Source organism: Flavobacterium sp., from assembly GCF_044368995.1.
GTDB lineage: Bacteria > Bacteroidota > Bacteroidia > Flavobacteriales > Flavobacteriaceae > Flavobacterium.
On record NZ_JBIPMS010000006.1, the window covers coordinates 1 to 13,366 of the forward strand.

Genomic DNA, 13,366 nt, shown 5'->3' on the forward strand with positions numbered 1-13,366 from the left:
GCTAAAAAAATTACTTTTCTTATTACTTCCTATTATTGGTTTTTCTCAAAACGTAATTTTATCGGACAATGCGAAAGTTAGTATTTTAACTTGTGGAACAGCACCTGTTTCCTATGCGATGTATGGACACACTGGAATTCGAATTACAGATAATGTAAATCAGATTGATGTGGTTTATAATTATGGTGCTTTTGATTTTACGACACCAAATTTTATTATGAAATTCGTAAAAGGTGATTTGCAATATTTTGTAACCAGCGAAAATTACTACGGTTTTGAGTACAATTACAAATTAGACGGCAGAAGTATTGTATCACAAGAATTAAATTTAACTTCAGCACAAAAGCAACAACTTTTAAATGAGCTCAACACCAGTCTGACTTCAGATGAACGTTTTTACACCTATAAATTTATTGATAAAAATTGTACGACTATGGTTGTAGATAAAATTAATAAAATTTTAGGCGAAGAAATTCTAAAACAACCAAAATCGGAACAAAGTTATAGGGAAATTTTATACCCATATATGTCGGATTTTTATATGAAATTAGGCATTCAAATTATTTTTGGAGCTAAAGTTGACCAACCTGCAACACGTTTATTTTTGCCTTTAGAATTGGAAAAAGTATTAAATACAGCTTCTCAAAACGAAAAAAAAATCGCAAAACCTACCAAAATTTTAAATACAGAAACCATCACAACGCCATTTTCTTATATAAATTCTATATATTCTTTATTGTTAGCGATTGTAATTTTGATTCTAATAAACAAAAAAGGTATTCAAATTACCTATTTTATTATTGCAGGATTGTTAGGTTTATTTTTCAGTTTAGTGGGATTGTTTTCTCTACACGAAGAAATTTTATGGAATTACAATATCATGTTATTTAATCCGCTATTGTTAATATTTGCTTTTTTCTATTGGAAAAATAATAGTCGAAAAACGCTTTTATTTGGACAAATTTGCATTGTTTTTACGCTAGTTTATTTGGCTTATATTGTAAACAAAATACAATTACTAATTGTATTGCCAATTGTAATTTTGCATTTGTTTTGGATGATTAAAATTGTAATTTTGGAGAAAAGACATAGTAAAAAATAATTTTTACCACAAAAAAAACTCCAAGCCTAAACTTGGAGTTTTTCATATTTATTCAAAACCTAACTACGCTTTTCCAGCAGCAATTAAATTTAAAGCTGAACCAGCTACAAACCAACCAATTTGGCTTTCGTTATAGGTATGATTGGCTAAAATAATGTCTTTTGTTCCATCTGCGTGAGCAAACTCTAATTTTAAAGGTTTGCCTGGTGCAAATTCTGTTAAATCTAAGAAATTGATGGTATCGTCTTCTTGAATTTTATCGTAATCTGCTTCATTAGCAAAGGTTAAACCTAACATTCCTTGCTTTTTTAAATTCGTTTCGTGAATACGAGCAAATGATTTTACTAAAACGGCAGTAACACCTAAAAATCTTGGTTCCATGGCAGCATGCTCGCGTGAAGAACCTTCACCGTAATTATGATCACCAACTACAATTGAAGGAATTCCAGCAGATTTATATGCTCTAGCTACAGCTGGAACTTCAGCATAAACTCCAGTTAATTGATTTTTAACCGAATTGGCTTTACCATTGAAGGCATTTTCTGCACCAATTAACATATTATTAGAAATATTATCTAAATGTCCACGGAAACGTAACCATGGTCCGGCCATAGAAATATGATCTGTTGTACATTTCCCGAATGCTTTGATTAACAACTTAGCACCTGTAATATTTTTTCCATCCCAAGCGGTAAAAGGCGCCAATAATTGTAACCTATCCGATGTTTCAGAAACTACAACTTCTACAGAAGAACCATCTTTAGCAGGAGCTTGAAAACCAGCATCTTCTACAGCAAAACCTTTAGTTGGTAATTCGTCTCCAACAGGAGGATTAAATTTTATGGCTTCACCTTTATCATTTAATAAAGTATCTGTTAAAGGATTAAAATCCAAACGACCTGAAATCGCTAACGCAGCAACCATTTCTGGAGAAGTTACAAATGCATGAGTATTCGGATTTCCGTCGGCTCTTTTAGAAAAGTTACGATTGAACGAATGTACAATAGTATTTTTCTCCCCTTTATCTGCTCCTGCTCTATCCCATTGTCCAATACAAGGTCCGCAAGCATTTGTAAATACTTTAGTTCCCATTTTTTCGAAAGTAGCAATAATGCCGTCTCTTTCTATGGTGTATCTAATTTGTTCCGAACCTGGGTTGATACCAAATTCTGCTTTTGGAGTAATTCCATGAGCCACTGCTTGTTCTACAATAGAAGCTGCTCTAGACATGTCTTCGTAAGAAGAATTTGTACAAGAACCAATTAAACCCCATTCTACTTTCAATGGCCATCCATTTAGTGCGGCTACTTCTTTCATTTTAGAAACTGGCGTTCCTCTATCTGGTGTAAAAGGACCATTAATATGTGGCTCTAATTCAGACAAGTTAATTTCAATTAATTGATCGAAATACTGCTCTGGATTGGCATAAACTTCTGCATCACCAGTTAAATAATCGGCAACTTTATCGGCAGCATCCACTACATCTTGGCGTCCTGTTGCGGCTAAATATCTTCTCATAGAATCATCGTATCCAAAAGTTGAAGTAGTAGCGCCAATTTCTGCACCCATGTTACAAATTGTTCCTTTACCTGTACAAGACATTGAAGTTGCGCCTTCGCCAAAATATTCGACAACAGCCCCAGTACCACCTTTTACAGTTAAAATATCTGCAACTTTAAGAATTACATCTTTGGCTGATAACCAGCCGTTTAATTTACCAGTTAATTTCACACCAATTAATTTCGGGAATTTTAATTCCCAAGACATGCCCGACATGACATCAACGGCATCAGCTCCACCAACGCCTATTGCTAACATACCTAAGCCACCTGCATTAACAGTATGAGAATCGGTACCAATCATCATTCCGCCAGGAAATGCATAATTTTCTAAAACAATTTGGTGAATAATTCCTGAACCTGGTTTCCAAAAACCAATTCCATATTTATTTGAAACAGAAGAAAGAAAATCGAAAACCTCCTTTGATTGTGTGTTTGCAAAAGCTAAATCTGTAGCCGCTCCAATTTTGGCTTGGATTAAGTGGTCACAATGAACCGTGGTTGGTACTGCTACGGTTTTTTTTCCAGCATGCATAAATTGCAACAAAGCCATTTGTGCAGTTGCGTCTTGACAAGCTACTCTATCTGGGGCAAAATCTACATAATCTGCTCCTCTTTTAAAGGTTGAGGTAGGATTTTTTTCCCATAAATGAGAATATAATATCTTTTCAGTTAAAGTAAGTGGACGACCCACCAACTCACGTGCTTTATCCACACGAACAGCCAGGTTTTCGTACACTTTTTCAATCATTTTGATGTCGTATGCCATACTATAATTTTATTATTTGATTGTATTATTTTTAATTTGTGATGCAAATTTAACCAATTCTTTTTAGATTAAAAAATTTATAAAAAAAAAACGATATTATTGGAATTATTATATGTATATATTCGATTTTAATGATTTTAATTTAAAAATACAACAGAAAAGAGGTGATGATTTAAGAATTCGTAATTTAAATAATTTAAACTACGAATTTCGAAAAAAAAGGGGTGTATTTTATCAAATTAATAAAATGTACTGCTTTTAAAATAGTTTTCTAATGATATCTTCTTCCGAAATACCTTCTGCATCCGCTTTGTAGTTTTTGACAATTCTGTGACGTAAAATTCCGAATGCTACCGCTTGTACATCTTCTATATCTGGAGAGAATTTTCCATTAATAACTGCATTTGTTTTTGCTGCTAAAATTAAATTTTGAGAGGCACGTGGACCAGCACCCCAATCTAAATAATTTTTAACAAAATCTGGTGCTAAAGGATTATTTGGGCGCGATTTTGAAACCAGCGTTACCGCATATTCAATTACATTATCTGTAACGGGAATTTTTCGAATTAGGTTTTGATAAGCAATAATTTCTTCTGCAGAAAACAAGGGATTTATGGTTGTTTTTATATCTGAAGTTGTTGCTTTTACCACTTGAACTTCTTCTTCAAATGAAGGATAATCTAAATTTATAGCAAACATGAAACGATCTAATTGTGCTTCAGGCAAAGGATAAGTTCCTTCTTGCTCAATAGGATTTTGAGTTGCCAATACAAAAAAGGGTAAATCTAATTTAAAGCTCTGCCCCGCCACAGTAACTGATTTTTCTTGCATGGCTTCCAATAAAGCAGCTTGTGTTTTTGGTGGTGTTCTGTTAATTTCATCTGCCAAAATAATATTAGAAAAAATAGGTCCTTTTATGAATTTAAAATTTCGTGTTTCGTCTAATATTTCACTTCCTAAAATATCTGAAGGCATTAAATCTGGGGTAAATTGAATACGCTTAAAATGCAAACCTAAAGCTTCTGAAATCGTATTTACCATTAAGGTTTTTGCTAAACCTGGCACACCAATTAACAAAGCATGTCCGCCAGAGAAAAGACTTAAAACAATCTGATTGACTACATCATCTTGACCTACAATAACTTTAGCAATTTCTTGTTTTAATTGCTTTTGCTTATTTACTAATTTTTCAATTGCTGCTACGTCTGACATATCTTAAGGTGAAAGGTATTGGGTATTAGGTAAAAGGCTTTGGAATACTAATCTATTTTTTTAACCAATTATTTTCAAAAGTACACTCTTTATAATCGTTACTTACTTTAATATAATTTTTTTCAATTTTTTCGGCCATCCATTTTCCAATTTCTTGCAATTGTTTATCAGAAAGGGCTAATTCTTTAATTTTGATATAATCTGAACCAAAATCTGCTTTATGTTCATCTGTTTTTTTATTAACTTTAAGAATTTTAAAGAATTTTGTTCCTTGTCTTTCTTGATCTAAAATTACTTTAGACATTTCAGCTTGAGAAATCCCATTAACCTGATTGTACAATGCTGGATCTAATTTTGAGATTTCAAAACGAGGTTCTGAAGAACGCGGATTTAATAAAAGTCCACCGTTATTTTTTGTGTCTTTATCATCTGAAGAAGCTTTAGCAGCGTCTTCAAAGGTAATTTCTCCTTTTTCAATTTTAGCACGTATTCCATCAATTTTTTCTGAAGCTTCTTTCATGGCTTTAGAGGTAACTTTTGGACTTACTAAAATATGACGTAATTCGATATCTTGACCAATAATTTTTTCTACAAAAATAATATGAAAACCAAATTCTGTTTCAAAAGGTTCTGAGATTTCACCTTCATTTAAACGAAAAGCCACATCTTTAAATTCTTTTACAAACTGTGTTTTTTTATTCATTTTGTAATATCCACCATTGGAGCTTGAACCTGGATCTTCCGAATAAATTACGGCTTTACTGTAAAAACTTCCACCGTTATTAATTACATCGTTTCTAATTTCTTTTAATTTATCAATAGCTTTTTGCTTGTCTTCTTTAGAAATTACTGGTTTCACTACAATTTGAGACAATTCGATTTCTGCACCAATTGTTGGAATTTTATCTGCTGGAATCTTATTAAAAAACTGCTTTACTTCATCTGGTGTTACCGTAATTTCATCAACAATCTTACGTTGCATTTGAGAAGTCAACTTGTTTAATTTAATGATTTCGAAAAAATAACTTCTAAAATCTTCTTCATCTTTTTTCTTATAATATTCAAATAATTTTTCTTTAGAACCAATTTGTTCTACCATAGTATTCATTTGGCTATCCATAAAAGTATTCACTTCTTCATCTGTAACCACTATACTATCCTGAACAGCTTGATGGGCATATAATTTATCTTCTAATTGTTTTCCTAATAATTCACATCTTGTAATTTTTTCAGTATCTACACCTTGCGTTTTTAATTCTAAAAGCATTAAATCTATATCAGAATCTAATACTATATAATTTCCTACAACTGCTGCAACACCGTCAACTTTTTGCTTCTTTTGTGCAAAAGTAATTGTTGAAAATATTAAAAAAGTAAGCGCTAAAAGATTGGTTTTATTTATAAATTTCGAAATCATTGGTTTTATTGGCATCATTGGTTATTTCTGTTTTTATTATTTTAATTGCTGTTTAACATATTCAAAAACAGCGGTATTGATACTTATTTTAAATTCTTTTTTTAACTCATCTACCCAAGTGGACTCTAAATACTGTTGGTAATCGTTAATTACTTTACTTTTACAATCTTTAAGTGCTTTTGTTTCTGCGGGTTTGGTGTTTTTTACATTAACTACAAAACTATAATTTGCATCTTTATACGTGTTGTTTGCGCCCATTGATAGTTTTGAAATTTTATCTAAAATATCATAATTTTTCTCAAATAAACCAGATTTCACCATGATAGCTACTTTATCATTTTTATTTAATTTAGATTTGACATACTCAATACTTTTTCCTTTTTGAAGCATTTTTTGAGCCGATTCAATCACGGTTGCATCTGTTGACGACAAAATATCTACATCAAATCTTTCTTTCCAGTTGTATTTAGATACATTAGAATTATAGAAATTTTGAAGCCCAATAGTATCTGTTTTAGATTTGTCCCAAATTTCTTTTTCCATCAAATCAAATAATAACAAACCATCTCTGTATTCGTCCATTACATTTTTAAAATCGATGAATTCGTTTTCTAAATTATCAGTATAATAGGCAATTAATTGTTCGTCTTTCCAAGATTCGAATAATTCGGCTACTAACTTTTTTACAGGTTTCGTAGAAAGTTTATTTTTTTGTTGCGATTGCATGTAGCTTGCAAATGACATTGTAGGCACTTTTCTAGTTTTGTTTATCACAAGCAAATTGTCTTGTATTGAAAGGTCTTCTTTTGGAAGTTCCCAAGTTTGACTATAAATTGCATCCGTAACCGTTTTTTCAATATTCTTGTATTCCGATTTATTGACTTCTTGAGCATATTTTATTTTCAATTTACTAGCCAAAGTATTGGTAATAATTATAGAACGCTCGTCTCTTTTAATTTTATTTTCTAATTCGGATTTTGAATCAGCAAGCGATTTTACTGGATGTTTTTCTATTAATTTTACAATATGCCATCCAAAACCAGATTCAAATGGTTGAGAAATATCACCTTTATTTTGTAATGAAAACGCGGCGCTTTCAAAAGCTTCAGAACTCAATTGTCCTGTTCCAAAACGCTGTAAAATACCACCTTTAACCGCAGTAGATTTATCTTCAGAAAACTGACTTGCTAATGCTTCAAAACTTTCGCCTTGTTGAATTTTTTTAGAAATATCATCAATCGTTTGTTTGGCTTTTAACTTTGCTTCTTCTGAAGCGTCTGTTGGATTTAAAATCATAATATGGGCAACAGTTACTTCACCTTTATTATCTCTTGTATCAGTTACTTTAATTAAATGATAACCAAAACGGGTACGAACTGGGTTTGAAATTTGTCCAATTGGCGTTGTAAATGCTGTTGATTCAAAAGGGTACACCATTCTGAAAGCAGAAAAATAGCCTAAATTACCTTTATTGTCTGCAACAGAGGGATCTTGAGAATTGGCCAATGCAATTGATTCAAAACTTTCTCCTTTTTCAATTTGTTTTTTTAAAGCAAGTGCTTTATTGTAAAAAACCAATGTGTCTGCGCCTTTAATACTTTCATCAAATGAAAGCAAAATATGAGAAGCTTTTACTTCTTTTACACTTCTGTTATAAGCTTCTTCAATTAATTGATTGGTAACTTTTGAATCATTTAAATACGATTTAGAAAGTTGATTTCTATAGGAACTTAGTTCGTTTTGGTACTTTGAATTGTTTTGCAAACCTAATTTATAAGCCTTATTTACTTTTAATTTATACCCAATAAATAATTCTAGATATTGATTTAAATCTTTCTGTGAATCATCTTTGACTAAATCTAAATTTTTAAGATAAATTCTTTTAAATTCATCAATTTTATACTCATTGGAATCAATAGTAAAAAGCACCTCTTTTGTTGAGTTTTGGGCAATTGAATTAAAGCATATTGTTAAAAATAATACTAAATAAAAGTTTTGAATTTTCATTTTTTTAAATTGGTTTTATTTGCAATAAGCAAAAATAGGAAATGATTACAATTAAACAACTAATTGGAGATTTATTAACTAAATTTTTAGATTTTTACATCTTAATCTAAGCGGTTTTAATTCAAAAAAAATCTCAACTTTAAAAATTGAGATTTTTTTTCTTTTATTTTCTGTTTTCCCTTGCTATTAATGTATTTTTCAAAAGCATTGCAATTGTCATAGGTCCAACTCCTCCTGGAACTGGTGTAATAAATGATGCTTTTTTGGAAACATTTTCGAAATCAACATCTCCCACAATTCTGTATCCTTTTTCAGTTGTTTCATCAATAACACGAGTGATTCCTACATCTATTACCACTACGTCATCTTTTACCATTTCAGCTTTTAAATAATTTGGCACACCAAGCGCTGAAATTATAATATCTGCCTGTGAAGTAATTTGCGTAATATTTTTAGTGTGAGTATGTGTAACTGTTACCGTTGAATTACCTGGAAAACCTTTTCTTCCCATTAAAATACTCATCGGACGGCCTACAATATGACTTCTTCCAATAACTACAGTATGTTTTCCTTGCGTTTGAACTTTGTATCTTTCCAATAATTCTAAAATTCCAAATGGTGTAGCTGGAATAAATGTACTCATATCCAAGGCCATTTTTCCAAAATTTTCGGGATGAAAACCATCTACATCTTTTGATGGATGAATAGCCATAATAACTTCCTGAGTGTCTATTTGTGGAGGTAAAGGTAATTGTACAATAAAACCATCAATATTTGGATCTTCGTTTAATTCAGTGATTTTTTTTAGTAATTCTGTTTCAGAAGTAGTACTAGGCATTTTTATCAATGTCGATTCAAAGCCCACTCGTTCGCATGCTTTTACTTTACTACCCACATAAGTTAAACTTGCCCCATCATTTCCAACAATAATTGCCGCTAAATGAGGAACTTTTTCACCATTTGATTTCATTTTTGCTACTTCAGCAGCAATTTCCTCTTTAATTTCTTCAGAAACTTTTTTTCCGTCTAGTAGTTGCATGTTTTTAGTCTTAAAGTTGTAATGTCTTAAAGTCTTAAAGCCTAAAAGTAATAAAGACTTTCGACTTTAAGACTTTTGACTTTAAAACTTTCGACTTATTTATTTCATTCCTGGCATAGATGGCATTCCTTTACCGCCCATCATTTGCATCATTTTCTTTCCGCCATCGCCTTGCATCATTTTCATCATTTTGCTCATTTGATCAAATTGCTTCATTAACTGATTGACATCTTCAATTTTTCTACCCGCACCTTTGGCAATGCGCGTTTTTCTTTTCACATCAATTATTGCGGGTTTACTTCTTTCTTTTGGTGTCATGGATTGAATAATGGCTTCTACATGTTTAAAAGCATCATCTTCAATTTCAACATCTTTTAAAGCTTTTCCAGCACCAGGAATCATTCCGACAAGGTCTTTCATGCTTCCCATTTTTTTAATTTGTTGTATTTGCGCTAAAAAATCATCAAAACCAAATTCGTTTTTTGCGATTTTTTTCTGGATTTTTCTAGCTTCTTCTTCATCATATTGTTCTTGGGCTCTTTCTACCAAAGACACTACGTCACCCATTCCTAAAATTCTTTCCGCCATACGAGAAGGGTAGAACACATCAATGGCATCCATTTTTTCTCCGGTACCAATGAATTTTATGGGTTTATTTACTACCGATTTAATTGAAATTGCAGCTCCACCACGTGTATCTCCATCCAATTTGGTAAGAATAACACCATCAAAATTTAATCTATCGTTGAATGCTTTTGCTGTATTAACAGCATCTTGACCTGTCATCGCATCTACGACAAATAAGGTTTCTTGAGGCTGAATGGCTTTGTGAACGTTTGCAATTTCGTTCATCATTTCTTCATCTACAGCTAAACGACCTGCAGTATCAATAATTACCACATTAAATCCGTTGGCTTTTGCATATTTTATTGCATTTTCAGCAATTGAAACGGCATTTTTATTTTCTGGTTCAGAATATACTTCCACACCTATTTGTTCACCCACAACGTGCAACTGATTAATTGCTGCAGGACGATAGATATCACAAGCAACTAATAGTGGATTTTTTGATTTCTTTGTTTTTAAAAAATTGGCAAGTTTACCCGAAAAAGTAGTTTTACCTGATCCTTGCAAACCAGACATTAAAATTACGGTTGGATTTCCAGATAAGTTTACTCCTGCAACATCGCCACCCATTAATTCGGTCAATTCATCTTTAACTAATTTTACCAACAACTGGCCCGGCTGTAATGTAGTTAAAACGTTTTCACCAATTGCTTTATCTTTCACTCTTGTAGTAAAATCTTTAGCAATTTTAAAATTCACATCGGCATCTAACAAAGCACGACGTACTTCTTTTAAAGTATCAGCAACATTTACATCGGTAATTTTCCCGTGTCCTTTTAATATATGAAATGCTTTATCTAACTTATCGGTAAGATTATCAAACATAATAATTGAGCTTTTTAATGAAGTGCAAATATAAGTTAAAGTTGTAAAGTAACAAAGTGAGCTTCTTGCAAAATTTTAATAATTAAAAATAAAAAAACCGTTCTGACAAGTCGGAACGGTTTTTTAACTTATGTAAAACATATTATTTTTTAGAACAACATGATTTTTTTTCAGTTGAAGCACAAGACTTTTTGTCAGCTTCTTTTTTGTCTGAGCAAGAAGACTTTTCAGTTTTTGCTTTTTTCTTTTCTTTTTCTTTTTCCTTAAAGTTTACTACTGAAGCAGAAGAAACCATAAATGCCATTAAGGCAACAATCGACAATACTTTTTTCATGATATTTATTATTATTTGTTATACTAATTAACTTATATATTTCAAAAGTAATAATTTTATATTACTTAAATGATAAATTTTTCTTAATTTTTATCAAAGGTTAAATAATCAGTTCCGCCATTACCACCACTCACATCAATCAATTGAATTTTTGTATCGGTTCTTGAAACAATATCCCAGTCATCCGATAATTCTAAAAAGTTAGCTGGAGTAGTAAAAGCAATATTAAAATCTAAATCATTTAAAGTATCGTCATTACTATTTGTATCCGTAACTGACCAAGTTCCTGATGTTGTTAATCCGTTTCCCACTGCTGTAAGTACATTATTAGACCCAAATGTAAAATTATAACCTGTAAAATTAGTAGTTTCGTTTACACCAGAATCTACATAATTTGTAATACGCCAAGTTCCTGATATTACGGTATTAATTACTTGTGTTTGGTTTACATTTGTTGGAGAATCATCGTCATCACTACACATGGAAGCCACATTAAGCACAAATAAAACCGCTAAAACTGAAATTATTTTAATATTTTTCATAACTTAATTTATTATAGTTTATAAACAAATATAGTGTTTTTTTATTAAAAACTTGAAATACAATACTTTAATTCTTACAATTGCCACCGCATCCTAAATTAAAAACGGCTTGAAATAAAAAGAAAACACCAAAAGGAATAAATATCCATTGCTTTTCATCGTATGCGGTGTAAAAACAAAATAAAGCAATTGCTATTCGGAAGTAGCGCATAAAATGCCACTGATTTAAAAATATTTTTTTCATAATTTAAAATCTTAAAATTGGAAGTAAATAAATGGCTGTGGGCCTGCTGAAGCTGTGGCGTAAACCAACCAAAAAACCAATCCTAAAACAATAGCTCTTGTAATTAAAGGCATTGCTTTAAAGACATTTTGAATAGCAATAGTAACTTTTTCAGGAATGTAATGCCAAAAATACCCTAAGAACATCAAAATAAATACATTTTGATAGCCTTGAATAATAGTGAACCACTGATTGAAATCGAAAGTTACATTCCCGATATTTTCAATTATTTGTAGCGCAATTGTAAAATCTTTTGCTCTAAAGAAAATCCAACAAAAGGCCACAAAATGAAAAGTTACTAAAATAGCTAAAAACTTTAAAAAAGGTGTTAAGAAAAATATACTACGTTTTGCCGGCGGATAATATTCTATAAATATTTTATGAATAGCGAGAGCCATACCATGTAAAGCGCCCCATATTATATATCGTAAACTAGCACCATGCCACAAACCACCTAACAACATAGTTGTCATTAAGTTCACATTGGTGTACATTGTTTTTTCTTTTTCTTTTGAGAATAAAAAAGTGAAAATAAATATTGTTGTTGAAGCAACTGCTAAAATTAAAGGAATGTTACTGGTTTTAGAAAACGAAATTCCCCAAATTATGGTAATTATAAAAAACAAACTTGGAAATAAAAATCCTACAAAAGTTCCGTAACGATTTCCGCCTACTGAAATGTATAAAAAATCCTTTAACCAAGTAGATAAAGAAATGTGCCAACGGCGCCAAAAATCTGTTATTGAAGTCGATTTATATGGCGAACGGAAATTGGTTGGTAATTTAAAACCCAATAACAACGCTACACCAATTGCCATGTCTGAATATCCAGAAAAATCGCAATAAATTTGAATCGTATAACCATAACAAGCCATTAAGTTTTCGAAAGGTGTATAGCTATTTGGTAAATCGAAAACACGATCAACAAAGTTTAATGATATGTAATCTGAGACTACTGTTTTTTTAATTAATCCACCAATAATTAATAGAAAAGCACGATTAATATCGTCTTGTGTAACATTTAATTTCTGGTATATTTGTGGTAAAAAATCTTTTGCTCTAACGATAGGTCCAGCTACTAGTTGTGGAAAAAATGAAACAAAAAACAAATAATCCATAAAGCGTTTTGTGGGTACAATTTCTTTTCGATATATTTCAATAATATAACTTATAGATTGAAATGTATAAAATGAAATTCCCACAGGTAAAATAACATCAAAAAACGAAAACTTTTCTCCAGTTAAGCTATTAAGGGTGTCTACTAAAAAATTGCTGTATTTGAAATAGCCTAGAAAGCCTAAATTTAGAATAATACTAAATGTTAAACATAACTTTTTATAAAAAATACTTGAAGTACGATGTACTAAATTACCTAAATTATAATCGACAACAGCAGAACCCAGAAGTAATAAAAAATAAATTCCACTAGATTTATAATAGAAAAACAGCGAAAATAAAATTACGTAAATCATTCGCATGGTGTCTGCTTTTCTGAGCAAAATATACCAAAAATAAAAGACTAAAAACAAACCTAAAAATAGCCCCGTATTAAAAAGTAATGGTTCTTTTTCGTTGTAAACAAACCATTTTTCAATTACTTCAGTAGTAATTATGCCTATATTTTTATAAAACCAATCTCGCAACACTATA

11 protein-coding genes are annotated in these 13,366 nt (G+C 31.1%); 1 reads left to right on the forward strand and 10 read right to left on the reverse strand.

Going from position 1 to position 13,366, the window contains the following annotated elements:
- Nucleotides 1-1,102 (forward strand): DUF4105 domain-containing protein (locus tag ACIQ2I_RS01130; RefSeq protein ID WP_396180597.1); only part of this gene is annotated, 1,102 nt, incomplete at its 5' end.
- A gap of 63 nt (nt 1,103-1,165) precedes the next feature.
- Here ACIQ2I_RS01130 and ACIQ2I_RS01135 read toward each other — a convergent pair.
- The 10 genes from ACIQ2I_RS01135 to ACIQ2I_RS01180 all read right to left on the reverse strand — a co-directional run bounded on the left by ACIQ2I_RS01135 (nt 1,166) and on the right by ACIQ2I_RS01180 (nt 13,362).
- Entirely contained in the window at nt 1,166-3,430 is a 2,265-nt protein-coding gene (locus tag ACIQ2I_RS01135) for an aconitate hydratase (protein WP_396180598.1), read from the reverse strand.
- Nucleotides 3,431-3,688: 258 nt separating this feature from the next.
- Nucleotides 3,689-4,642: an AAA family ATPase gene (locus ACIQ2I_RS01140; protein ID WP_396180599.1), complete on the reverse strand. Its 954-nt coding sequence runs from the start codon at nt 4,640-4,642 to the stop codon at nt 3,689-3,691.
- Nucleotides 4,643-4,694: 52 nt separating this feature from the next.
- The gene (locus ACIQ2I_RS01145) at nt 4,695-6,074 is read right to left on the reverse strand and encodes a peptidylprolyl isomerase (protein ID WP_396180628.1); all 1,380 of its coding nucleotides are present in this window, start codon (nt 6,072-6,074) and stop codon (nt 4,695-4,697) included.
- A 21-nt stretch (nt 6,075-6,095) separates the two neighbouring features.
- A complete protein-coding gene (locus tag ACIQ2I_RS01150) occupies nt 6,096-8,066 on the reverse strand; it encodes a peptidylprolyl isomerase (protein ID WP_396180600.1) in 1,971 nt (656 codons plus the stop codon).
- 163 nt (nt 8,067-8,229) lie between these two features.
- On the reverse strand, nt 8,230-9,105 hold the full coding sequence (locus ACIQ2I_RS01155) for a bifunctional 5,10-methylenetetrahydrofolate dehydrogenase/5,10-methenyltetrahydrofolate cyclohydrolase (RefSeq protein ID WP_396180601.1): 876 nt from the start codon (nt 9,103-9,105) through the stop codon (nt 8,230-8,232).
- 99 nt (nt 9,106-9,204) lie between these two features.
- Nucleotides 9,205-10,557: a signal recognition particle protein gene (gene ffh / locus ACIQ2I_RS01160; protein ID WP_396180602.1), complete on the reverse strand. Its 1,353-nt coding sequence runs from the start codon at nt 10,555-10,557 to the stop codon at nt 9,205-9,207.
- A 142-nt stretch (nt 10,558-10,699) separates the two neighbouring features.
- Nucleotides 10,700-10,891: a hypothetical protein gene (locus ACIQ2I_RS01165; RefSeq protein WP_396180603.1), complete on the reverse strand. Its 192-nt coding sequence runs from the start codon at nt 10,889-10,891 to the stop codon at nt 10,700-10,702.
- Between the two features lie 83 nt (nt 10,892-10,974).
- A complete protein-coding gene (locus ACIQ2I_RS01170; protein WP_396180604.1) occupies nt 10,975-11,433 on the reverse strand; it encodes a hypothetical protein in 459 nt (152 codons plus the stop codon).
- A gap of 67 nt (nt 11,434-11,500) precedes the next feature.
- On the reverse strand, nt 11,501-11,677 hold the full coding sequence (locus tag ACIQ2I_RS01175) for a hypothetical protein (RefSeq protein ID WP_396180605.1): 177 nt from the start codon (nt 11,675-11,677) through the stop codon (nt 11,501-11,503).
- An 11-nt stretch (nt 11,678-11,688) separates the two neighbouring features.
- Nucleotides 11,689-13,362 carry an MBOAT family O-acyltransferase gene (locus ACIQ2I_RS01180; RefSeq protein WP_396180606.1) on the reverse strand — a complete coding sequence of 558 codons (1,674 nt, stop codon included), beginning with the start codon at nt 13,360-13,362 and terminating at the stop codon, nt 11,689-11,691.
- Between the last annotated feature and the right edge of the window lie 4 nt (nt 13,363-13,366).

Excerpts from the sequence above, each read along its gene's own strand:
- ACIQ2I_RS01155 (WP_396180601.1), bottom strand. The coding sequence starts at position 9,105 with ATGCAACTACTAGACGGAAAAAAAGTTTCTGAAGAAATTAAAGAGGAA.
- ACIQ2I_RS01145 (WP_396180628.1), bottom strand. The coding sequence starts at position 6,074 with ATGCCAATAAAACCAATGATTTCGAAATTTATAAATAAAACCAATCTT.
- ACIQ2I_RS01170 (WP_396180604.1), bottom strand. The coding sequence starts at position 11,433 with ATGAAAAATATTAAAATAATTTCAGTTTTAGCGGTTTTATTTGTGCTT.
- ffh (WP_396180602.1), bottom strand. The coding sequence starts at position 10,557 with ATGTTTGATAATCTTACCGATAAGTTAGATAAAGCATTTCATATATTA.
- ACIQ2I_RS01135 (WP_396180598.1), bottom strand. The coding sequence starts at position 3,430 with ATGGCATACGACATCAAAATGATTGAAAAAGTGTACGAAAACCTGGCT.
- ACIQ2I_RS01140 (WP_396180599.1), bottom strand. The coding sequence starts at position 4,642 with ATGTCAGACGTAGCAGCAATTGAAAAATTAGTAAATAAGCAAAAGCAA.
- ACIQ2I_RS01165 (WP_396180603.1), bottom strand. The coding sequence starts at position 10,891 with ATGAAAAAAGTATTGTCGATTGTTGCCTTAATGGCATTTATGGTTTCT.
- ACIQ2I_RS01175 (WP_396180605.1), bottom strand. The coding sequence starts at position 11,677 with ATGAAAAAAATATTTTTAAATCAGTGGCATTTTATGCGCTACTTCCGA.
- ACIQ2I_RS01150 (WP_396180600.1), bottom strand. The coding sequence starts at position 8,066 with ATGAAAATTCAAAACTTTTATTTAGTATTATTTTTAACAATATGCTTT.